The sequence below is a fragment of the Pseudomonas sp. SJZ079 genome (genome assembly GCF_007993865.1).
GTDB lineage: Bacteria > Pseudomonadota > Gammaproteobacteria > Pseudomonadales > Pseudomonadaceae > Aquipseudomonas.
Genome location: NZ_VIUH01000001.1, coordinates 384852 through 407460 on the forward strand (window position 1 = coordinate 384852; position 22609 = coordinate 407460).

General features: G+C 60.2%; 19 protein-coding genes. All 19 read right to left on the reverse strand.

Annotation, left to right across the window (positions count from 1 at the left end; genetic code table 11):
* Nucleotides 1-36: 36 nt before the first annotated feature.
* On the reverse strand, nt 37-882 hold the full coding sequence (kdsA, locus tag FBY03_RS01820) for a 3-deoxy-8-phosphooctulonate synthase (RefSeq protein WP_147170482.1): 846 nt from the start codon (nt 880-882) through the stop codon (nt 37-39).
* Nucleotides 883-885: 3 nt separating this feature from the next.
* Nucleotides 886-2517: a CTP synthase gene (locus FBY03_RS01825; RefSeq protein ID WP_147170483.1), complete on the reverse strand. Its 1632-nt coding sequence runs from the start codon at nt 2515-2517 to the stop codon at nt 886-888.
* A gap of 196 nt (nt 2518-2713) precedes the next feature.
* On the reverse strand, nt 2714-4027 hold the full coding sequence (tilS, locus tag FBY03_RS01830) for a tRNA lysidine(34) synthetase TilS (protein ID WP_147170484.1): 1314 nt from the start codon (nt 4025-4027) through the stop codon (nt 2714-2716).
* The gene (gene accA, locus FBY03_RS01835) at nt 4028-4978 is read right to left on the reverse strand and encodes an acetyl-CoA carboxylase carboxyl transferase subunit alpha (RefSeq protein ID WP_147170485.1); all 951 of its coding nucleotides are present in this window, start codon (nt 4976-4978) and stop codon (nt 4028-4030) included.
* A gap of 182 nt (nt 4979-5160) precedes the next feature.
* A complete protein-coding gene (gene dnaE, locus FBY03_RS01840) occupies nt 5161-8679 on the reverse strand; it encodes a DNA polymerase III subunit alpha (RefSeq protein WP_147170486.1) in 3519 nt (1172 codons plus the stop codon).
* A gap of 243 nt (nt 8680-8922) precedes the next feature.
* Nucleotides 8923-9519 carry a ribonuclease HII gene (gene rnhB / locus FBY03_RS01845; protein ID WP_147170487.1) on the reverse strand — a complete coding sequence of 199 codons (597 nt, stop codon included), beginning with the start codon at nt 9517-9519 and terminating at the stop codon, nt 8923-8925.
* Nucleotides 9519-10652 carry a lipid-A-disaccharide synthase gene (lpxB, locus tag FBY03_RS01850; protein WP_147170488.1) on the reverse strand — a complete coding sequence of 378 codons (1134 nt, stop codon included), beginning with the start codon at nt 10650-10652 and terminating at the stop codon, nt 9519-9521. Before lpxB ends, rnhB begins: the two co-directional genes overlap by 1 nt.
* 3 nt (nt 10653-10655) lie before the next feature.
* A complete protein-coding gene (gene lpxA, locus FBY03_RS01855) occupies nt 10656-11432 on the reverse strand; it encodes an acyl-ACP--UDP-N-acetylglucosamine O-acyltransferase (protein ID WP_147170489.1) in 777 nt (258 codons plus the stop codon).
* Nucleotides 11429-11869 (reverse strand): 3-hydroxyacyl-ACP dehydratase FabZ, encoded by a 441-nt coding sequence (fabZ, locus tag FBY03_RS01860; RefSeq protein ID WP_147170490.1) that lies wholly within the window; start codon nt 11867-11869, stop codon nt 11429-11431. The genes lpxA and fabZ overlap by 4 nt, the downstream gene beginning before the upstream one ends.
* A 48-nt stretch (nt 11870-11917) precedes the next feature.
* Complete coding sequence (gene lpxD / locus FBY03_RS01865; RefSeq protein WP_371920734.1) at nt 11918-12976, reverse strand: UDP-3-O-(3-hydroxymyristoyl)glucosamine N-acyltransferase; 1059 nt, start codon at nt 12974-12976, stop codon at nt 11918-11920.
* 2 nt (nt 12977-12978) lie between these two features.
* A complete protein-coding gene (locus tag FBY03_RS01870) occupies nt 12979-13482 on the reverse strand; it encodes an OmpH family outer membrane protein (RefSeq protein ID WP_147170492.1) in 504 nt (167 codons plus the stop codon).
* A 46-nt stretch (nt 13483-13528) separates the two neighbouring features.
* Entirely contained in the window at nt 13529-15892 is a 2364-nt protein-coding gene (gene bamA, locus FBY03_RS01875; protein ID WP_147170493.1) for an outer membrane protein assembly factor BamA, read from the reverse strand.
* 89 nt (nt 15893-15981) lie between these two features.
* On the reverse strand, nt 15982-17334 hold the full coding sequence (rseP, locus tag FBY03_RS01880; protein ID WP_147170494.1) for an RIP metalloprotease RseP: 1353 nt from the start codon (nt 17332-17334) through the stop codon (nt 15982-15984).
* An 18-nt stretch (nt 17335-17352) separates the two neighbouring features.
* On the reverse strand, nt 17353-18540 hold the full coding sequence (ispC, locus tag FBY03_RS01885; protein ID WP_147170495.1) for a 1-deoxy-D-xylulose-5-phosphate reductoisomerase: 1188 nt from the start codon (nt 18538-18540) through the stop codon (nt 17353-17355).
* Nucleotides 18537-19352, reverse strand: coding sequence for a phosphatidate cytidylyltransferase (locus FBY03_RS01890; RefSeq protein WP_147170496.1), 816 nt, complete (start codon nt 19350-19352; stop codon nt 18537-18539). Before FBY03_RS01890 ends, ispC begins: the two co-directional genes overlap by 4 nt.
* Nucleotides 19352-20095, reverse strand: coding sequence for a polyprenyl diphosphate synthase (gene uppS / locus FBY03_RS01895; RefSeq protein ID WP_371920735.1), 744 nt, complete (start codon nt 20093-20095; stop codon nt 19352-19354). The genes FBY03_RS01890 and uppS overlap by 1 nt, the downstream gene beginning before the upstream one ends.
* 32 nt (nt 20096-20127) lie before the next feature.
* Nucleotides 20128-20685, reverse strand: a complete 558-nt coding sequence (frr, locus tag FBY03_RS01900; RefSeq protein ID WP_147170498.1) for a ribosome recycling factor — start codon at nt 20683-20685, stop codon at nt 20128-20130.
* Nucleotides 20682-21425, reverse strand: a complete 744-nt coding sequence (gene pyrH / locus FBY03_RS01905; RefSeq protein WP_025165203.1) for a UMP kinase — start codon at nt 21423-21425, stop codon at nt 20682-20684. Before pyrH ends, frr begins: the two co-directional genes overlap by 4 nt.
* Nucleotides 21426-21613: 188 nt before the next feature.
* Entirely contained in the window at nt 21614-22483 is an 870-nt protein-coding gene (gene tsf, locus FBY03_RS01910) for a translation elongation factor Ts (protein WP_147170499.1), read from the reverse strand.
* Nucleotides 22484-22609: the final 126 nt, after the last annotated feature.

Sequence of the window (22609 nt, forward strand, 5' to 3'; positions counted from 1 at the left end):
TGTATACAAAGCGCACTTTACCGGAGAACGGCCGTTTCAGGCAGTCTCAATCGGCGGAAAACTCTTGATCAGATCATCCAACTGCTTGAGTTGGGTGAGGAAGGGCTCCAGCTTGTCCAGACGCAAGGCGCAAGGGCCGTCGCACTTGGCGCTGTCCGGGTCTGGGTGCGCTTCCAGGAACAGTCCGGCCAAGCCCTGGCTCATGCCGGCCTTGGCCAAGTCGGTGACCTGGGCACGACGCCCGGCGGCGGAGTCGGCACGCCCGCCCGGCATCTGCAGGGCATGGGTGACATCGAAGAATACCGGGTACTCGAACTGCTTCATGATGCCGAAGCCGAGCATGTCCACCACCAGGTTGTTGTAACCGAAGGAGGTTCCGCGCTCGCAGAGGATCAATTGATCGTTACCCGCCTCCACGCACTTGGCCAGGATGTGCTTCATTTCCTGAGGGGCGAGGAACTGGGCTTTCTTGATGTTGACCACCGCACCGGTCTTGGCCATGGCCACGACCAAGTCGGTCTGCCGCGAGAGGAAGGCCGGCAACTGGATGATGTCGCACACATCCGCCACCGGCTGTGCCTGATGGGGCTCATGCACATCGGTGATCAGCGGCACGCCGAAAGTTTTCTTCAGCTCTTCGAAAATCTTCAGGCCCTCATCCAGACCAGGGCCACGGAACGAGCTGACCGAAGAGCGGTTGGCCTTGTCGAAGCTGGCCTTGAACACATAGGGAATCCCGAGTTTCTCGGTGACTCGCACGTATTCTTCGCAGGCGCGCATCGCCAGATCGCGCGACTCGAGGACATTGATGCCGCCGAACAGCACGAACGGCTTGTCGTTGGCGATCGCTATGTCACCAACGCGGATGATTTTCTGCGCCATGCCTTAGGCCTTCTTCGCTTTCTGAACCAGAGCGGCGTTAACGAAGCCACTGAACAGCGGGTGACCGTCACGCGGCGTCGAGGTGAACTCGGGGTGGAACTGACAGGCGACGAACCAGGGATGATCCGGCGCTTCCACCACTTCGACCAGGGCGCCGTCGCCAGAGCGACCGGTAACCTTGAGGCCAGCCTCGGTCAGCTGCGACAGCAGGTTGTTGTTCACTTCGTAGCGGTGCCGGTGGCGCTCGACTATCACATCCTTGCCATAACACTGGTGCACGTTAGAGTCGGCCTGCAACTGGCAATCCTGAGCGCCGAGACGCATGGTGCCGCCCAGATCGGAAGCATTGGTGCGCTGTTCGGTAACGCCCGTGGCGTCCTGCCATTCGGTGATCAAGCCCACGACCGGATGCTCGCTGGTGGTGTCGAACTCGGTGGAGTTGGCATCCGTCCAGCCCAGCACGTTGCGGGCAAACTCAATCACGGCAACCTGCATACCGAGGCAGATGCCCAGGTAGGGAATCTTGTTTTCGCGGGCGTATTGCACGGTCTGAATCTTGCCTTCCACGCCCCGCAGGCCGAAGCCGCCAGGGACCAGAATGGCATCGGCGCCCTCGAGCAGGCTAACGCCCTTGTTCTCGATGTCTTCGGAGTCGATATAACGCAGATTGACCTTGGTGCGATTCTGGATACCGGCATGACTCATCGCTTCGATCAGTGACTTGTAGGCATCCAGCAGCTCCATGTATTTGCCCACCATGGCGATGGTGACTTCTTGTTCCGGATTGAGCTTGGCATCGACCACCCGATCCCACTCGGACAGGTCGGCCCCGCCGCACTCCAGGCCGAAACGCTCGACGACAAAGTCATCCAGGCCCTGGGCATGCAACACGCCCGGAATCTTGTAGATGGTGTCGACGTCTTCCAGGGAAATCACCGCACGCTCTTCAACGTTGGTGAACAGGGCGATCTTGCGCCGCGAAGACACATCCACCGGATGGTCGGAGCGGCAGATCAGCACGTCCGGCTGCAAGCCGATGGAACGCAGTTCCTTGACCGAATGCTGGGTTGGCTTGGTCTTGGTCTCGCCAGCGGTGGCGATGTACGGTACCAGGGTCAGGTGCATCAGCATGGCACGCTTGGCGCCCACTTCGACGCGCAACTGGCGAATCGCTTCGAGGAACGGCTGTGACTCGATGTCACCCACCGTGCCGCCGATCTCGACCATCGCCACGTCAGCATCGCCGGCGCCCTTGATGATGCGGCGCTTGATCTCATCGGTGATGTGCGGGATGACCTGAATGGTCGCGCCCAGGTAATCACCCCGGCGCTCGCGGCGCAGCACGTCTTCATAGACGCGACCGGTGGTGAAGTTGTTGTTCTGGGTCATGGTCGTGCGGATGAACCGCTCGTAGTGGCCCAGGTCGAGGTCGGTCTCAGCGCCGTCGTGGGTGACGAACACCTCACCGTGCTGGAACGGGCTCATGGTGCCCGGATCGACGTTGATATAGGGATCCAGCTTGAGCATCGTGACCTTCAGGCCCCGCGCCTCCAGGATAGCCGCCAATGAAGCCGAAGCGATGCCTTTCCCCAATGAAGAAACAACACCACCCGTGACGAAGATGTAGCGCGTCATGAAAAACCCTAGAAGTCTGCGTTTAAGCGGTTTGCGCCGCCGGGGAAAGCGAAGGAAGGCCGGAGCCCCCAATTACGATCAGCGCCGTAACTGGCAAGCGGTTGCCGACTCCAATTCTCAAGACGAATTCTCAAGACGAAAAGGAATCTACAAAAGCTCTAATAAGACGGGAGCGTAGTCTACCGGAAAGGCCTTTTCAGCTCAAACCTTGATCACAGGTCGGCGGCCGCCAACTGAGCCGCCACTGGCCATCGGTTGGCCCGTCCAATCCCCTCAGGTTGGCCACGGCGCGCACCTCGTCACTGCACAACAGCAACGGCAGGCGACCTCGAGCGAAAACCGGCACCTGCCGCTCATTGAGCAGACGCTTCAGATCGCGATGACCGCGCCCCGGCAGATTCAGCAGCTCGCCGCCCTGGCGATAGGCCAGACGCCATTCACCGGCGGGCAACTGACCATCAATGTACGCACTGCCATTGCCCGGCAAGTTCAGCGTTTGCTGCGCCCGCAGCGGAGTCTCTGGCGCAGCGGGCGCCTGCAGCCACTCGCCCGCCAACCACCACAACCGCTGGTCGGCTCGGTGCACCGCCCCTGTCGCCAGACGCCAGACCGGAGCCGTATCGCTGGCGGCATCACGCAGACTCCGCCAGCCAGCCCAGTGCTCGGTATCCGGCATCAAGGTCAAATCGCGCAACCAGTAACGCAAGGCGTTGCGCTGACGCGCCTCACTCAAGTCGCGCAAAGGCGCCAAAGCCAGGCTCTGCAGATTCAACCAGTGAAAGGCGCATGGTGTCCGCGCCGACTGCAGATCCTGCTGCGCCAGCTCGTCGAGCAGCTGCGCGGCCTCGCTCAGGTGCCCTGCGGTTCGCGTCATGTTGGCGGCAACCTGCGGCCAGCGCGTAGCCAGTACCGGCATCACCTGGTGACGCAGATAATTGCGTGAGAAGCGGTTATCGAGATTCGACGGGTCCTCCACCCACAACAACTGGTGCTCGACGGCGTAAGCCTGCAATTCGGCTCGGGAACAGCTGAGCAAAGGCCGCAGCAAGTGGCCCGCACCGAGCGGCCGACTCGGCGGCACTGCCGCGAGACCCGTCACGCCGGCACCGCGTAGCAGACGAAACAACAGGGTTTCCGCCTGATCATCGCGATGCTGCGCAGCGAGCAGCACCTCACCCGCACCCAGCACAGCCTTGAACGCCGCGTAACGCGCATCCCGCGCGGCGCGCTCAAGACTCGCACCCGGCCGTACCTGAACAGACTGGATGAGCAACGGCACACCAAGCGCATCACACACACCCTGACAGTGCGCAGGCCAGGCATCAGCCGAGGCTTGCAAGCCATGATGGATATGAATAGCGGAGAGTGGCGGCAACGCCTCGGTTTGCCCGAGGCTGGCCAATAGATGCAACAACACGGTGGAATCGAGGCCACCAGACAGGGCGATGCGCCAGGCTGGCGCATCGCGCCAGGGCGCCAGATTTTCCAGCACCCTGGCCTGCAGACTCATTTAGGCGACGCCGTAGCTCATCAAACGCTCGTAACGGCGCGCCAACAGCTCGGTCGTGTCCAGCGTTTTCAAGGTTTTCAGCTGCGCTGCCAGTTCCTGACGGATCGATTCGGCGGCGGCGGCCGGGTCGCGATGGGCGCCACCCAACGGCTCGGCAATCACCTTGTCGACAATGCCCAGGCCTTTTAGCCGCTCGGCGGTAATGCCCATGGCCTCGGCGGCATCCGGTGCCTTGTCTGCGGTCTTCCACAAAATAGATGCACAGCCTTCCGGGGAAATCACTGCATAGGTGGCGTACTGCAGCATGTTCAAGCGGTCACACACACCAATGGCCAAGGCACCACCGGACCCCCCTTCGCCAATCACCGTGGCAATCACCGGGATCTTCAAGCGAGCCATCACCCGCAGGTTCCAGGCAATGGCCTCGCTCTGCCCACGCTCCTCGGCGTCGATCCCTGGGTAGGCACCCGGCGTATCGATAAAGGTCAGGAGTGGCATCTTGAAGCGCTCGGCCATTTCCATCAAACGACAGGCCTTGCGGTAGCCCTCTGGGCGTGGCATGCCGAAATTGCGACGGACCTTCTCACGCACCTCGCGGCCCTTCTGATGACCGATAACCATCACCGGCTCACCGTCCAGACGCGCCACACCGCCGACAATCGCCGGGTCGTCGGAGAAATGCCGATCGCCATGCAACTCATCGAACTCGGTAAAGATGTGCTGCAGGTAGTCCAATGTGTAGGGGCGCCGTGGGTGACGGGCCAGCTTGGCGATCTGCCAGCTGTTCAGGTTGCCGAAAATACTTTCGGTCAGGGTGCTGTTCTTGTCCTGCAGGCGAGCGATCTCGTCGCTGATATTCAGCGAATTGTCATTGCCGACCAGGCGAAGCTCTTCGATCTTGGCTTGCAGGTCGGCGATCGGCTGTTCGAAATCGAGATAATTCGGGTTCATAGGCATCCGTCTTGCGTCGACGGCCAAGTGGCCGGGGAGCTGTATCCGTTTGGCGCCCTACCTTATAGGATCAGGCACATTCAGGTCGACACCAGGGTTTGTCCAAAAAGCATCCAAACACAGGTTTTCGTACAAAGCCTAACTAGTGTCGCTGCCAAGGTGCGAGGCCTAAGCCCCACAAATCAGCGGTAGTGCAGGAAGACGTTGTCTCGCCCGAACTGGTCACGCAATGCCTGAATCAAGCTGTCGGCCGGTTCGATTTTCCACCCCTCGCCAAACTGCAACAAGGCCCGCGCATCGTCACCCGTGTAATCCAGGGTGACCGGGCAGGCGCCACGATGACGACCGCACAACTCAGCCAACCAACGCAGGCGGTCGCCCTTCAATGCAGCACTGGCGACCTTCAGGCGCAGGCTGTCGGCCAATCCGGTGCGGGCTTCCTCCAGGCTCATCACGCGCTTGGCGCGCAGGCGCAAGCCACCGGAAAAATCGTCGTTGCTCACTTCGCCTTCGACCACCACCAGGGCATCGGTTTGCAGCAAGGCCTGGGCGCTATTGAAGGCATCGGCGAACAACGAGGCTTCGATCCGCCCTGAGCGGTCATCCAGGGTGATGAAGCCCATCTTGTCACCCTTCTTGTTCTTCATCACCCGCAGATTGATGATCAGGCCGGCGACAGTCTGGCTATCGCGCGCCGGTTTCAGGTCGATGATCCGCTGGCGTGCGAAACGTCGCACTTCGCCCTCGTACTCATCGATCGGGTGACCGGTCAGGTACAGACCCAGGGTGTCCTTCTCGCCCTTCAGGCGTTCTTTCAGCGACAGTTCGCGAGCATGGCGGTGGCTGGCATAGACATCCGTCTCGGCATCGGCAAACACCCCACCGAACAGGTCCATATGGCCACTGTCATGGCTGCGCGCCGTCTGCTCGGCCGCTTGCACGGCCTCCTCCATCGAGGCGAGCAGCACCGCACGGTTACGGTCGATGTTGGCCTGGTAGGCCTTGATCTCGTCATGAAAATACGGCCCCAGGCGATCCAGCGCGCCACCCCGGACCAGCGCCTCGAGGGTGCGTTTGTTGATGCGTTTAAGGTCGATCCGCGAGCAGAAATCGAACAGGTCCTTGAACGGACCATCGCGACGCGACTCGACAATGGCCTCGACCGGACCTTCGCCCACGCCCTTGATCGCGCCCAAACCATAGACGATTCGACCGTCGTCATTGACCGTGAACTTGAACTCCGAGGTATTCACGTCCGGCGCATCGAGGCGCAGCTTCATGCTGCGGCACTCCTCGATCAGGGTCACCACCTTGTCGGTGTTGTGCATATCCGCCGACAACACCGCGGCCATGAAAGCGGCAGAGTGATGGGCCTTGAGCCAGGCCGTCTGATAAGACAGCAGGCCATAGGCGGCCGAGTGCGACTTGTTGAAACCGTAGCCGGCGAACTTTTCCACCAGGTCGAAGATGTTACCGGCCAGGTCTGCATCGATGTTGTTATTGGCGCAGCCTTCGATAAAGCCGCCGCGCTGCTTGGCCATCTCCTCGGGCTTCTTCTTACCCATGGCGCGACGCAGCATGTCCGCACCGCCCAGGGTGTAGCCGGCCATGACCTGGGCGATCTGCATCACCTGTTCCTGGTACAGGATAATGCCGTAGGTGGGCTTGAGCACCGGCTCCAGACCCGGATACTGATAGTCCTGGTGCGGGTAGGAAATCGGTTCGCGGCCGTGTTTACGGTTGATGAAGTCATCCACCATGCCGGATTGCAGCGGCCCCGGACGGAACAGCGCCACCAGGGCGATCATGTCTTCCAGGCAGTCGGGCTTGAGCTTCTTGATCAGCTCCTTCATGCCGCGCGACTCGAGCTGGAACACTGCCGTGGTCTCGGCCTTCTGCAGCATCGCGAAAGTCGGCTTGTCATCCAGCGGGATAAAATCGATGTTCAGGTCGGGCAGGCCTTGCTTGGCCTGCTCGCGGTTGATGGTCTCCATCGCCCACTTGATGATGGTCAGGGTGCGCAGGCCGAGGAAGTCGAACTTGACCAGGCCGGCCGATTCCACATCATCCTTGTCGAACTGGGTGACCAGGCTGCCGCCCTCGTCATCACAGGCAATTGGCGAGAAGTCGGTCAATTTGGTCGGTGCGATCACCACGCCACCGGCGTGCTTGCCGGTGCCGCGGGTAATGCCTTCGAGCTTGAGCGACATGTCCCAGATTTCCGCCGCCTCCTCGTCGACCTTGAGGAAGTCGCGCAGCGGCTCCTCCATCTCGTAGGCTTTCTCCAGGGTCATGCCGACCTCGAAGGGAATCATCTTCGACAGACGGTCCGCCAGGCCATAGGACTTGCCCTGCGCCCGCGCCACGTCGCGCACCACCGCCTTGGCCGCCATGGTGCCGAAGGTGATGATCTGGCTCACCGCATTACGTCCGTATTTCTCGGCCACGTAATCGATCACCCGGTCGCGGCCATCCATGCAGAAGTCGACGTCGAAGTCGGGCATCGACACCCGCTCGGGATTGAGGAAGCGCTCGAACAGCAGGTCATAGGCCAGCGGGTCGAGGTCGGTGATCTTCTGAACATAGGCCACCAACGAGCCGGCACCCGAGCCTCGGCCAGGGCCCACCGGCACGCCATTGCTCTTGGCCCACTGGATAAAGTCCATGACGATGAGGAAGTAACCGGGAAAGCCCATCTGGATGATGATATCCAGCTCGAAATTCAAGCGGTCGATATAGACCTGTTTCTTCGCCTCGTAGTCCGGGGTGTCCTTGGGCAGCAACACCTCCAGGCGCTCATCCAGACCATCGAAGGAGACCTTGCGGAAGTACTCGTCCATGGTCATGCCGGCCGGCACCGGGAAGTCGGGCAGGAAGTATTTGCCCAACTGCACCTCGATATTGCAGCGCTTGGCGATCTCCACGGTGTTTTCCAGCGCTTCCGGCAAGTCGCTGAACAACTCCCACATCTCTTCCGGGGTCTTCAAGTACTGCTGATCGGAGTAACCACGCACACGCCGCGGGTCATCCAGCGAGCGCCCCTCACCGATGCACACCCGGGTTTCGTGAGCCTCGTAATCGCCCTGCTTGATAAAGCGCACATCGTTGGTCGCCACCAACGGGGCGCCGACACGCTCGGCTAACGCCGCGGCGGCGTGCACATGTTCTTCATCGTTGATCCGACTGGTGCGCTGCAGCTCCAGATAGAAACGCTCCGGGAACACCGCCAACCACTCACGCAGCAGCGCCTCGGCATCGGCCAGGTCGCCATTGAGCAAGGCATGACCGATCTCGCCCTCCTTGGACCCGGATAGGGCGATCAGTCCTTCGGCGGCGCCCTTGACCCAGTCACGCCGGATAATCACCAGGTCGTTGCTCTGCCCCTCGGTCCAGCCGCGCGAGACCAACTCGGTGAGGTTGCGATAGCCCAGGGTATTCATCGCCAACAGGGTCATGCGACTCAGCGGGCCATCTTCCGCGTCACTGGCCATCCAGATATCGGCGCCACAGATCGGCTTGATCCCGCCGCCCATCGCCGCCTTATAGAACTTCACCAGCGAGCACATGTTGCTCTGATCGGTAACCGCCACCGCAGGCATGCCCGCACCGGCAACGGCCTTGATCAAGGGCTTGACCCGAACCAGACCATCGACCAGGGAGTACTCGGTATGCAGACGCAGGTGGACGAACGAGGCGGTCATGGCAGTCCTATACAAAACACAAAAACGACAAGGCCCGGATTGTACCGGGCCTTGGGCGAAACATCAGCTCAAGGCGTAACCGCATAGCGTTTGCCCCCGGATAAAGGTCGAAGATGATCTGCACGCCTTCGCCACCCAGCGCTATGCGAAAAAGGTGGAGACAGCGCGGTCCTTTACTAAGTGGGGGGGCCGGCGTACGAGGGGACGACTGAAACGCTCAGTCAGACAACCTTGTTCAGCGCGTTAGCACTCAAGCAACTTGCGCACGGGTGCGAACGAACGCCGGTGAATCGGCGTTGGCCCCAGACGCTGCAGGGCTTCCAGATGCACCGCCGTGGGGTAGCCTTTGTGTCCGGCGATGCCATAGCCGGGGTATTGCGCATCCAGCACGCGCATTTCGCGGTCGCGACTGACTTTGGCCAGGATCGACGCGGCGGCGATCGCCGGCACCTGGCTGTCGCCTTTGACGACAGCGGCGCTCGGCACCTGCAGACGGGGGCAGCGATTGCCGTCGATCAACGCCAGCTTGGGCGTGATGCTCAAGCCCTCGACCGCGCGCTGCATCGCCAGCATGGTGGCGTGGAGAATATTCAGACGGTCGATCTCCTCCACCTCGGCCCGGGCAATGCACCAGGCCAGGGCCTTCTCACGAATCTCATCGAAGAGTGCGTCGCGACGCGCTTCGCTGAGTTTCTTCGAGTCATTCAAGCCGAGAATCGGCCGCTGCGGATCGAGAATCACTGCGGCGGTCACCACGGCGCCACAGAGCGGACCACGGCCGACCTCATCGACCCCTGCCACCAGCTCCTGCACCAGGCTGAAATCCAGTCCCAACTGCATCAGCCCTGCTCCGTCAACTTGAGCACCGCCTCTGCCGCCTGGGCAGAAGCATCGCGACGCAGGGCACGGTGAATCACATCGAACCCTTCGGTTTGCACTTCGCCCCCCGTAAGCAGCGGCGCCAATAACTGAGCCAAGGCCTCCGGCGTGGCGGCATCCTGAATCAACTCGGGCACCAACAACCGCTCAGCCAACAGGTTGGGCAAGGAAATATAAGGGCTGGTCACCAGGCGCTTGAGAATACGATAAGTCAGCGGCGCGACCTTATAGGCCACCACCATCGGCCGCTTGTACAGCAAGGCCTCCAGCGTGGCGGTGCCGGACGCGATAAGCACCGCGTCACAGGCCGCCAGTGCATCGTGGGAGCGCCCGTCGAGCAGGGTCAACGGCAAATCACGCCCCACCAACAACTGCTCCAGCTGCTCACGCCGCTCCGGGCTGGCGCACGGCAAGACGAAACGGATGCCTGGGCGCAGGGTCCGCAAGCGCACGGCGGCATCGAGAAACAAGCCACCCAGGCGCGCCACTTCACCCCCCCGGCTACCGGGCATCAAGGCGACGACCGGGCTGTCCAGCGGCAAATCCAGAACCGCGCGCGCCGCCCTACGATCCGCCTGCACGGGAATCGCGTCGGCCAGTGGATGCCCGACGAAACGAACCGGCACTTTGTGTGCGTCGTAGAACTGCGCCTCGAAAGGGAACAGCGTCAGCATCAGGTCGCAGGCTTGGCGAATCTTCAGCACCCGTTTCTGGCGCCACGCCCAGACCGAAGGGCTGACGTAGTGCACCGTCTTGATCCCCGCACGGCGCAGCGTGAGTTCGACATTCAGGTTGAAGTCCGGTGCATCGATGCCAATGAACACATCCGGTTTGGCGGCGATCAGAGTGCGGATCAGGCGCTTACGCCGCGCCAGCAACTCGGGCAAGCGGCCGAGCACCTCGACCAGGCCCATCACCGCCAGACGCTCCATCGGGAAATACGAATTCAGCCCTTCGGCCTGCATCAGCGGGCCGCCGACACCGATGAACTCGACATGCGTATGACGGGCTTTCAGCGCCTGCATCAGACCAGCGCCGAGAATATCGCCAGAGGCTTCGCCAGCCACCAGCGCGACGCGCAATACATCGCCCATAAATTAGCGGGTGATGCCGCGTTTGGAAGACTCGATCGAGTCGCGGAACACCGCGACTTCGGGGAACTGCGCGGAAGGCTCGGCCAACTCCAGCAGCGCCTGTTCGATGGTCAGCCCCTGACGGTACACCGTCTTGTAGGCACGCCGCAGGGCCTGGATGGCTTCGGCACTGAAACCACGGCGGCGCAGGCCCTCGAAGTTCATGCTCCGCGCTTCCGCCGGGTTCCCCGAGACCGTCACATAAGCCGGCACATCCTTACCAATTGCAGTACCCATGCCGGCAAAACTGTGGGCGCCGATATGGCAGAACTGATGCACCAGGGTGTAGCCGGATAAAATTGCCCAGTCTCCAATGTGCACATGACCTGCCAGCGCCGTATTGTTGACCAGGATGCAATGGTTACCGACCACACTGTCATGGCCTATATGGGCATAGGCCATGATCAGGTTGTGGTCACCCACAGTGGTCTCGTCACGATCCTGGATCGTGCCGCGATGCATGGTGACACCTTCACGGATGATGTTGTGATCACCGATCACCAGGCGCGTTGGTTCGCCCTTGTACTTGCGATCGGGTGTGTCCTCACCCAGCGAGGAGAATTGGTAGACCCGGTTGTGCTTACCAATTCTGGTTGGCCCTTTGATGATGACATTAGGGCCAAGCACTGTACCCTCGCCAATTTCCACTTCGGCCCCAATAATCGACCAAGGGCCGACGACCACGTCGTCGGCCAGCTTGGCGCTGGGATCGATAATGGCGCGAGGGTCAATCAAACTCATAGTTTGCGTTCCGCACAGATAATTTCAGCCGAACAGACTTCCTTGCCATCCACGCTGGCCTTGCAGGCAAACTTCCATATGCTGCGCTTGTTGCTCAGGTAAGTGGCCTCGAGGATCAATTGATCGCCCGGTATCACTGGCTGACGAAAGCGTAGTTTGTCCGAGCCCACGAAGTAATACAGGGTACCGTCAGACGGCTTCACCCCCATCATCTTGAAACCGAGGATTCCAGCGGCCTGGGCCATGGCTTCGATAATCAGCACACCCGGCATAATCGGATGCCCAGGAAAATGACCATTGAAGAATGGCTCATTGATGCTGACATTCTTATAGGCACGCACACACTTGCCCTCAACATCCAGGTCCACCACCCGATCCACCAGCAGGAACGGGTAACGGTGCGGCAAGTATTCGCGAATTTCGTTGATGTCCATCATTTCCGGAGAAGCCTGTAGTAAAAAAATAAGAGCACGGCAGTTACCGGCTCAGGCATCAGATGAGAGGTTGCCGCTTGAGGTCACGGCAGCCAGCTGTTTTTCCAGCTGTTTGAGACGCCGTGCCATATCATCCAACTGACGAATCCGTGCTGCGCTCTTCTTCCACTCACTCGCCGGCTGCATCGCGGTTCCAGAGGAGTAAGCCCCAGGCTCGGTAATCGAACGGGTGACCATGGTCATACCGGTGACGAATACGCCATCGCACACCTCGATATGCCCGACCATGCCGACACCGCCGGCGATCATGCAATTCTTGCCAATCTTGGTGCTGCCAGAGATACCCACGCACCCCGCCATCGCGGTGTTGTCACCGATCTGCACGTTGTGCGCGATCATGATCTGGTTATCCAGCTTGACCCCGTTGCCTATCAGCGTGTCGGACAACGCACCGCGGTCAATGGTGGTATTGGCGCCAATTTCGACATCGTCCCCGATACGCACCCCGCCGATTTGCGCGATCTTCAGCCAGACACCCTTCTCACTGGCAAAACCGAAACCTTCGCCACCAATCACCGCACCCGACTGAATCACTACCCGCCGACCGATACGCACATCGTGATACAGGGTCACTCGCGGTGCGAGCCAACCACCTTCACCGATCACCGAGCGCGCGCCGATCACGCAATGCGCGCCGACCGTGACGCCGGCGGCGATCTGCGCCCCGCTCTCGACCACAGCATAAGCGCCGATACTGGCGCTGCTATCGACCTGCGCATCGACGGCAATCAGCGCAGTCGCATGCACACCAGCCAAGACTTGCGGCTTGCGATCGAACAGATGAGACAGTGTTGCGTAAGCCAGGTAAGGATTGGCCACGACCAGCGCGTCGCCGCCGTAGTTGTCGGCGTCGGCCGCAGTCAACAAGACCGCGCCAGCACGACAATCGTCCAGGTATTTGCGGTATTGCGGGTTGGCCAGGAAGCTCAGCTGATCGGGGCCGGCATCCTGCAAGGTAGCCACACCGCCGATCGCTTTATTGGCATCGCCACGCAGCTCCGCCCCCAGACGCTCAGCCAGCTGGCCGAGCTTAAAAACGACTGCCGTCATGATCAGCGCAGCTGATTCATGCGCTCGATAACTTGGCGAGTGATGTCGAATTGAGGTTTGACATCGATCACTGCACCGCGCTCGAGAACCAGGTCGAAGTTGCCTTTCTTGATCACTTCTTCAACGGCTTTATCCAGGTTCGGCTTGAGCTTCTTCAGCATTTCGCGATCGGCGATGGCTTTGGCTTCGTTCAATTCCTTGGACTGAAACTGGAAGTCGCGGGCTTTCTGCTTGAATTCCAGCTCCAACCGCTCGCGCTCGGCGGTCTGCATCTTCTCGCCATCCTTGACCATACGATCCTGAATGCGCTTGGCATCGCTTTCCAGGGTCTTCAGCTTACTCAGCTGCGGGCCAAACTTCTTCTCGGCATCCACGGCATAACGCTTGGCCGCATCGGACTCGAGCAGGGCCATTTGATAATTGAGCACCGCCACCTTCATTTCGGCGAACGCTGGGGTGGCCAGCAGGGCAGCAGTTAATAGAACCAGTTGGGTCAACTTACGCACGATGCACTCCTGCAGAAACTGTTGTCGTTGTTCGGTAAACAGGCGTTTAGAACGTCTGACCGAGAGAGAATTGGAATACTTGGGTATCGGCATCGGCAGGCTTCACCACCGGCATTGCCAGGCTGAAGCTCAGCGGACCTAGGGCGGTGATCCAGGTCAGGCCGACACCGACCGAACTGGCCAGATCACCGGGGTTGATGCTGCCGCAATCGGTCTGGGAGCGACCGCATGTGGTATCGAAGACATTACCGACATCCCAGAACAGTGCGGTACGCAGCGAACGCTGATCCTTGACGAACGGCAGCGGGAAGAGTAATTCCACGCCACCCTGAACCAGCACATTACCACCGAACGGCAGTGGGTCTTGATCCGGATCCGCCAACGTACCTTTGTTGCCGGTCACCGCCTCACCGCGGCTTGGGGTGCTACGCGGACCCAGGCTGCTGTCCTCGAAGCCACGCACCGAGTTGAAGCCACCGGCATAGTAGTTCTCGTAGAACGGTAGTTCCTCGGTGGAACCATAGCTGTCGCCATAGCCCAGCTCCGTATGGAAACGCAGGGTGTAGTTATCGGTGATCGGTTTGAACACCTGGCCACGGTAGTCGACCTTGAAGAACGACAGATCGCTGCCCGGCACCGTAGACTCAAGCACCAGGCTCTGGGAATATCCACGGTTGGCCATTACGCCGCGGTTCAGCGTCGACTCGGACCAGCCAACCGAGGCCTTGAGGTTCAGGTAGCTATCACCTTCGCGCTCAAGAAAGTTGAAGATCTCATCGACAGTGAACGCACCGGTGTTGATGGTGTCCTGCTGGACTGTCAGACCATAGGTCAGGCGCGCGGTCTCGCTGATCGGGTAACCGATGCTCAGCCCCGCCCCCAGACTGTCCACCGCAAAACTGGAAACCTGAGTATCCAGCTCATCGTAGTCGGTGGTGCGGTAGAAGGCGTTATAGCCCAGGCTGACGCCGTCCGGCGTCCAGTAGGGGTCGACGAAGCCGAAGTTGTAGCGGCTCTGGAATTGGCTGCGGGTCAGGCCAACGCTGACCTTGTTGCCGGTGCCGAGAAAGTTGTTCTGGGTGATCGATCCACCCAAAATCAAACCGGCATTCTGCGCGAAACCGACACTGGCGGTAATCGAACCGGAAGCCTGTTCTTCAACGCTGTAGTTGACGTCAATCTGATCGTCGGTGCCCGGTACCTGCGGGGTTTCGACGTTGACTTCCTTGAAGAAGCCCAGACGCTCGAGACGGGTTTTCGATTGATCGATCAAGTAGGTCGAGGCCCAACCACCCTCCATCTGGCGCATCTCACGACGCAGCACTTCGTCTTCCGACTTGGTGTTACCACGGAAGTTGATGCGGTTGACGTAGGCACGCTTACCGGGATCGACGAAGAAGGTGATCGATACCGTGTTGTCCTCATCATGGGCCTCCGGCACACCATTGACGTTGGCAAAGGTGTAGCCCTCGTTACCCAGGCGGCGGGTGATCAGCTCGGACGTGGTGGTCATCACCTTGCGCGAGAACACCTGCCCTTCCTTGGCCAGCAATAATGCCCTGACATCTTCCTCAGGCACCTTCAGGTCACCACTGAGGCGTACTTCGCGAACGGTGTATTTCTGCCCCTCGTCTACGTTGACGGTGATGTAGACGTGCTTCTTGTCCGGGGTAATGGAGACCTGGGTGGAGGAGATGTCCATGTTGATGTAGCCGCGATCCAGGTAATAGGAGCGCAGGCGTTCCAAGTCACCGGAGAGTTTCTCACGGGCGTACTTGTCATCGTTCTTGAAGAAGGACAGCCAGTTACTGGTCTTCAACTCGAACAGGTCGATCAGGTCTTCGTCGGCGAAAACGCTATTGCCCACCACGTTGATGTGTTGGATGGCCGCGACCGAGCCTTCGTTGATATTGATCTTCAGCGCCACGCGGTTGCGCGGCTGGGGAATCACTTCGGTTTCGATCTCCGCGGAGTAGCGGCCCTGGGCCACATACTGACGCTGCAGCTCGTTACGCACCCCTTCGAGGGTCGCACGCTGGAAGATTTCACCTTCTGCCAGACCAGATTGATTGAGGCCCTTGAGCAGGTCTTCGCTGGTAATGGCCTTGTTGCCATCGATCTCGATGCTGGAAATCGACGGGCGCTCGACTACGGTAATGACGAGTACATCGCCATCACGACCGAGCTGAATGTCTTGAAAGAATCCGGACTTGAACAGTTCGCGGGTGGCCTCGACCAAGGCGCGGTCGTCGGCTTGTTCACCGACGTTCAGCGGCAAGGCGCCGAACACGCTGCCCGCAGACACCCGCTGGAGGCCATTGACGCGAATATCGGAGATGGTGAAGGACTCGGCGTGAACTTCGGCGATCATCAATGCGGCAAGCACCGCAGGTAGCAGCAGACGTTTCATGAAGTCCTTTCTTATTCCAGCTGACGATAAAAAATCTGCCGCTTAAGGCGACACTTTTTGTAAATGCTGAGAGCGTAATTCTGTAACGATTACAGTCGACTCAAATCGTTGACCAAGGCCAGCAACATCACCCCGATCACCAAGCTGATGCCAATCTGCATCCCCCAACCTTGCACCCGCTCCGACAGTGGCCGCCCACGCGCCCACTCGATCAGGTAAAAAAGCAGATGCCCCCCATCTAACACAGGGATCGGCAATAAATTGAGAACCCCCAAACTTATGCTCAAGTAGGCGAGGAAATTCAAAAAATCCCCGAAACCCGACTCAGCTGAAGCGCCCGCCACTTTAGCAATGGTTATCGGCCCGCTCAAGTTTTTTACCGAGAGCTCACCGAAGAGCATTTTCTTCAACGAATCAAGGGTCAACACACTCATGGTCCAGGTGCGCCGGAACCCTTCAGCAACCGCCTCCAAAGGCCCGAAACTGACCTCGCGAAGCATCTCAGCCGGCCACTCGCCGCCCTGTACGCCAGCCCCCAGGTACCCACTGCGCGCCTCGCCCTCGCCACGCGCAGCCAGTTTCACCGGTACATCCAGCATCTGTTTGGCACGTTCGACCGTCAGGCTGACCGGCTTACCCGGCAACGCGCGCACCCGATCGACCACCTGTTGCCAGTCGTCGAGCGCCTGTCCGTTCAACGCCACTAAGCGGTCGCCGACCTGCAAACCCGCCGCATGAGCGGGACCTTGCGGATCTAGCTGCGCCAAGATCGGCACCAAAGCTGGACGCCAAGGGCGGATACCCAGCGAGGCGATAGGGTCTGGCTCGTCGACACCCTTCAACCAATCGTTCAGCACGATTTGTCGCGGGGAGTCCAGCGTAGAGCCCTGGTCGCGCACATTGACCAGCAAGGTGCCGCTCTCCCCCAAACGACGCACCAGCTGCAAATTAACCGCAGCCCACCCCGTGGTTGGCTCACCATTGACCGCAACGATCTCCTGCCCCGCCTGCAGCCCCGCTTCGGCGGCCAGACTGGCGCTCTCAACCGCGCCGATGACCGGGCGAATCTGCTGGCTGCCGAGCATCGCTACCAGCCAGAAAAACGCCAATGCCAGCAGGAAGTTGGCCGCCGGCCCAGCGATCACGATGGCAATACGCTGACCCACGGTTTTGCGACTGAAGGCTTGATCCAACTGCTCAACCGGCACATCGCCTTCGCGCTCGTCGAGCATTTTGACGTAGCCACCCAGCGGGATCGCGGCGATCACAAACTCAGTGCCCTGCCGATCATGCCAGCGCAACAGTGGGGTGCCGAAACCGACCGAAAAACGCAGCACTTTCACGCCACAACGCCGCGCCACCCAGAAGTGACCGAACTCATGGAACGTGACCAGTACCCCCAGCGCAACCAGGGTGCCGACAATCATATACAGCGCACTCATCAATCTTCTCCTCGTCGGCTATTCGCGACGACTCAGCCACTGCTCGGCAAGGGCGCGCGCCCGATGGTCAGCCGCCAGTACCGTATCCAGGCATTCGACCGCGACGGCAGCCTCGGTGTTCAGCACTGCATCGATGATACTCGCGATCTCGGGAAAGCGGATGCGCCGCTCAAGAAAGGCCGCCACCGCCACTTCATTGGCCGCATTGAGCATGGCCGGCGCGGTCCCACTCGCCTCCGCCGCCTGACGCGCCAGACGCAGACAAGGAAAACGCTGCTCGTCCGGCGCCTGAAAGTCCAAGCGCGCAATGGCGAACAAATCCAACGGTGCAACGCCCGAATCGATCCGCTGCGGCCAGGCCAAGGCATGACTGATCGGCGTACGCATATCCGGATTGCCCAACTGCGCCAACACCGAACCATCGACATAATCGACCAGCGAATGGATCACGCTTTGCGGATGAATCACCACCTCGACCTGAGCCGGCCGGGCGTCGAACAACCAACAGGCCTCAATCAACTCGAGCCCCTTGTTCATCATGCTCGCCGAATCCACCGAGATCTTGCGCCCCATCGACCAATTGGGATGGGCGCAGGCCTGCTCGGGCGTGACCTCGGCCAACTGCTCCAGCGGGGTTTCGCGAAACGGGCCACCGGAGGCGGTCAACAAGATCCGCCGCACCCCGACGGATTGCAGACCACGCGCATAGTCACCGGGCAAACACTGGAAGATGGCGTTGTGCTCGCTATCGATTGGCAGCAGCACAGCACCATGTTTGCGTACCGCCTGGATAAACAGTGCGCCGGACATCACCAGCGCCTCTTTATTCGCCAGCAGGACCTTTTTGCCTGCCTCGACGGCAGCCAGGGTCGGCTTGAGCCCTGCAGCGCCGACGATAGCCGCCATCACCGCATCCACCTCGGGATGCGCGGCCACCTCACAAAGCCCCTGCTCACCGAACAGCACCTGGGTTGTCAGGCCCGCCGCATGCAGCCCACCCTGCAGCTGGCGCGCCGCCTGGGCATCCTGCGCCACCGCAAAACGCGGACGGTAAACCATGCACAGCGCCTCCAGCTCAGCCAGACGACTGAAGCCAGACAAGGCGAAAACACTATAGCGCTGAGGGTGACGTGCGATGACATCCAGGGTGCTCAGGCCGATCGAGCCGGTCGCCCCCAGCACCGTGATCTGCTGTAACTGACTCACAACGCGCCCCAGCCCGCCAGCCACAGCAAGGCCGCGAACACCGGAATGGCCGCCGTCAGGCTGTCGATACGATCCAGCACACCGCCGTGCCCCGGCAGCAAGTTGCTGCTGTCCTTGATTCCGCTCTGGCGTTTGAACATGCTCTCGGTCAGATCACCGACCACCGAGATCAGCACGACCACAGCCGCACCCAGCACGCCCAGCGTCAACTCACCACCAGACCAACCCCGGTAGACACCGACCGCAGCGGCGACCAGCACGCTGGTGAGCAGACCACCGATCAAGCCTTCCCAGCTCTTGCCCGGACTGACCCGCGGCGCCAGCTTGCGCTTACCGAAGGCCTTGCCGGAAAAATAGGCACCGATATCCGCCGCCCAGACCAGGACCATCACCGCCAGGATCAGGCCATTGGCCAGCGGCCATTGCTTGAACAGCACCAAGCCCTGCCAGGCGGGCAGCAATATCAGCAGCCCGATCAACAGCTTGCCCGGGGCGCCCCCCCAATACCGGCTGCTGGCGGGATAGCCCAGCACCAACAAGGTAGCCAACACCCACCAGACAACACCGAGCAACAGCACCCAAGCGGCTAAAGCAGGCAGTTGATAGAGCCCGAACAGCAAGGCAGCGACCACGCAAGCATAAGCCACACGCTGCAGTTGTGCAGTGAAACCCGCCAGACGCGCCCACTCCCAGCCACCCAAACTGACCACCGCGCCGATGAATAAGGCAAATGCCTGGCCATCGAGCAGGAAAAACCCGCCCAACGCGACAGGCAGCAGCACCAGCGCGGTAATCACTCGTTGTTTAAGCATTAAGCACGCGCCTCGGCTTCGACCTGTTCACTGGTTTTGCCAAAGCGCCGCTGGCGCTTGGCGAAGTCCGCCAGCGCCTTGCGCATGGCGTCGTGCTTGAAATCCGGCCAGAGCAGGTCGGAGAAATACAGCTCGCTGTAGGCCAGCTGCCACAACAGGAAATTACTGATGCGATGCTCGCCACCGGTGCGAATGCACAAATCCGGTAACGGCAGATCACCCGTCGCCAAGCAGCCTTGCAGCAACTCAGGCGTTATATCTTCAGGCCGCAAATGCCCACCCTGAACCTCGCGTGCCAGGCGCTGCGCGGCCTGAGCGATATCCCACTGGCCGCCGTAGTTGGCCGCGATCTGCAGCACAAAACGCCTGTCCCCAGCGGTCTGCGCCTCGGCGTCACGCATGGCCGCCTGCAATTCCGGATGAAAACGCGAGCGATCTCCGATGATACGCAAGCTGATGTCGTTGTCATTCAGCCGTTTGGCTTCGCGACGTAGCGCGCCAAGGAATAGCTCCATCAGCGCGCCGACCTCTTCCGCCGGTCGCTGCCAGTTTTCGCTGGAGAAGGCGAACAGGGTCAGCACCTCGACCCCAGCCTCGGCACACACCTCAATCACCGCGCGCACCGCATCGACGCCCGCTTTATGCCCGGCGACGCCTGGCAACAGACGCTTTCTCGCCCAGCGGTTGTTGCCGTCCATGATGACCGCCACATGCCGCGGAACGGCCGGCTTGGCCTTCTTCACTGATTTTTCCATGGCAGAAAGACTGGCGGCCGTCAGACGGCCATCAGATCCGCTTCTTTCTGCTTCACCGCCACTTCGATCTCCGCGACGAACTTGTCGGTCAGCTTTTGCACCTCATCTGCGGCGCGACGCTCTTCGTCTTCGCTGATTTCCTTCTCTTTGACCAGATCTTTCAGCTGGCTCAACGCATCACGACGGATATTGCGCACCGCCACGCGGGCATCTTCCGCCGCATCGCGCGCCTGCTTGGTGAAGCCCTTACGGGTCTCCTCGGTCAGCGCCGGCATGGAGATCAGCAGCAGCTCGCCCAGGTTGGTCGGATTGAAGCCCAGACCAGCACTCTGGATGGCCTTATCAACGGCAGCCAGCATGTTGCGCTCGAACGCCACAACCTGCAGGGTGCGGGAGTCCTTGACGGTCACGCTGGCAACCTGATTCAAGGGCGTATCGGCACCGTAGTAAGGCACCATCACCCCACCCAGAATGCTCGGGTGCGCCTGACCGGTACGGATACGACTGAACGCATGGGCCAGCGATTCCAGGCTTTTCTGCATACGCGCCTGGGCGTCTTTCTTGATCTCGTTGATCATTCTTCACCTTCCTCGATCAGAGTACCTTCGGCGCCACCCACTACAACATTCAGCAGGGCGCCAGGTTTATTCATATTGAACACACGCAGCGGCATCTTGTGGTCGCGGCACAGGCAGATGGCCGTCAGGTCCATCACGCCCAGCTTGCGATCAAGCACTTCATCGTAGGTCAGACGGTCGAACTTCTCCGCATGCGGATCCTTGAACGGATCGGCAGTGTATACACCATCAACCTTGGTCGCCTTCAACACCACATCGGCATCGATTTCGATGGCCCGCAGACATGCCGCGGAGTCGGTAGTAAAGAAGGGATTACCAGTGCCAGCGGCGAAAATCACCACCTCACCGGTTTTCAGATGACGCAAGGCCTTGCGTCGGTCGTAGTGGTCGGTCACACCCACCATGGAGATGGCCGACATGACGATCGCCGGGATATTCGAACGCTCCAGCGCATCGCGCATCGCCAGGGCATTCATCACCGTCGCCAGCATACCCATGTGATCGCCAGTAACCCGATCCATGCCCGCCGCACTCAATGCCGCACCACGGAACAAGTTGCCGCCACCGATCACCAAGCCTACCTGAACACCGATGCCAACCAACTGGCCAACTTCCAGCGCCATGCGGTCGAGCACTTTGGGGTCGATACCAAAGTCTTCCGAGCCCATCAAGGCCTCGCCGCTAAGCTTGAGTAGAATGCGCTTGTAACGCGGTTGACGACCACTCACCTGCTGAGCCATTACCAGTCTCTCCTGCAGCGGTTGAATTCTGCGCGGGCTGATCGCCCGCAATTATCGAGTGTTTCGACAACGCTCTTGACTGTGGGTGCCACCCGACACTCACCGCCAACAAACTGCCACCCTAGTTCGACAAAGAGGCCGCACGCATACGCGGGCAGCCTCTTCGGGGCGACAGAATTGAATCCGTCTTACTGCTTGCTGGCAGCCAGTTGCGCAGCGACTTCTTCAGCGAAGTTGTCGACTGGCTTCTCGATGCCTTCGCCTACCTGGAAGCGGGTGAAGGAAACGATTTCTGCGCCAGCTTTCTTGGCCAGTGCACCGACCTTGATTTCCGGATCCTTGACGAAGGCCTGCTCAACCAGACTGGCTTCGGCGAGGAACTTCTGGATGCGGCCGCCAACCATCTTCTCGACGATTTCTGCCGGTTTGCCTTTGATCTTGTCTTCGTTGAGGCTCATGAACACGGCTTTCTCGCGCTCGATGGCTTCTGCGGAAACCTCCGAAGGCAACAGGAACTCCGGGTTGCTGGCAGCCACGTGCATGGCGATATCTTTGGCCAGATCAGCGTCACCGCCCTTCAGGACCACGACCACACCGATCTTGTTACCGTGCAGATAAGCATTGACCACGTCGCCTTCGAGACGAGCCAGGCGGCGGATATTGACGTTCTCGCCAACTTTGGCCACCAGCGCTTCACGAGCAGGCTCCTGAGCGGCGATCAGCGGAGCTGCGTCGGTCAGTTTGTCGGCGAAGGCTTTTTCAATGCTGGCATTGACGAAGTTCTTGAAGTCGTCTTGCAGAGCCAGGAAGTCAGTTTGCGAGTTGACTTCCAGGATCACGGCCGACTTGCCATCTTCGGCAACTTTCACACCGATGGCGCCTTCAGCAGCAACGTTGCCTGCTTTTTTAGCGGCCTTGATCGCACCGGAAGCACGCATGTCATCAATGGCTTGCTCGATGTCGCCGCCGGCCTTGGTCAAGGCCTTTTTGCAATCCATCATGCCTTCGCCGGTACGCTCGCGCAGTTCTTTGACCAACGCTGCAGTAATCTCTGCCATTTCAAATTCCTCTTGGAGTAGGTTGTTAACCATTCCACCCGCAAAACGGGCGCTCAATTCTTAACGCATTGCCGGCAATTAACAGGGCCGCTTGAAGCTGCAGCACGGCAATGGTTTTCAAGGTGG

Bases quoted from the DNA above. Each gene is read 5' to 3' on its own strand.
- frr (WP_147170498.1), bottom strand. From the start codon at position 20,685: ATGATCAACGAGATCAAGAAAGACGCCCAGGCGCGTATGCAGAAAAGC.
- FBY03_RS01825 (WP_147170483.1), bottom strand. From the start codon at position 2,517: ATGACGCGCTACATCTTCGTCACGGGTGGTGTTGTTTCTTCATTGGGG.
- fabZ (WP_147170490.1), bottom strand. From the start codon at position 11,869: ATGATGGACATCAACGAAATTCGCGAATACTTGCCGCACCGTTACCCG.
- accA (WP_147170485.1), bottom strand. From the start codon at position 4,978: ATGAACCCGAATTATCTCGATTTCGAACAGCCGATCGCCGACCTGCAA.
- dnaE (WP_147170486.1), bottom strand. From the start codon at position 8,679: ATGACCGCCTCGTTCGTCCACCTGCGTCTGCATACCGAGTACTCCCTG.
- tsf (WP_147170499.1), bottom strand. From the start codon at position 22,483: ATGGCAGAGATTACTGCAGCGTTGGTCAAAGAACTGCGCGAGCGTACC.
- lpxB (WP_147170488.1), bottom strand. From the start codon at position 10,652: ATGGGCGATGTATTGCGCGTCGCGCTGGTGGCTGGCGAAGCCTCTGGC.
- tilS (WP_147170484.1), bottom strand. From the start codon at position 4,027: ATGAGTCTGCAGGCCAGGGTGCTGGAAAATCTGGCGCCCTGGCGCGAT.
- rnhB (WP_147170487.1), bottom strand. From the start codon at position 9,519: ATGCAGTTGGGACTGGATTTCAGCCTGGTGCAGGAGCTGGTGGCAGGG.
- pyrH (WP_025165203.1), bottom strand. From the start codon at position 21,425: ATGGCTCAGCAGGTGAGTGGTCGTCAACCGCGTTACAAGCGCATTCTA.
- kdsA (WP_147170482.1), bottom strand. From the start codon at position 882: ATGGCGCAGAAAATCATCCGCGTTGGTGACATAGCGATCGCCAACGAC.
- lpxA (WP_147170489.1), bottom strand. From the start codon at position 11,432: ATGAGTTTGATTGACCCTCGCGCCATTATCGATCCCAGCGCCAAGCTG.
- rseP (WP_147170494.1), bottom strand. From the start codon at position 17,334: ATGAGTGCGCTGTATATGATTGTCGGCACCCTGGTTGCGCTGGGGGTA.
- bamA (WP_147170493.1), bottom strand. From the start codon at position 15,892: ATGAAACGTCTGCTGCTACCTGCGGTGCTTGCCGCATTGATGATCGCC.
- lpxD (WP_371920734.1), bottom strand. From the start codon at position 12,976: ATGACGGCAGTCGTTTTTAAGCTCGGCCAGCTGGCTGAGCGTCTGGGG.
- FBY03_RS01890 (WP_147170496.1), bottom strand. From the start codon at position 19,352: ATGCTTAAACAACGAGTGATTACCGCGCTGGTGCTGCTGCCTGTCGCG.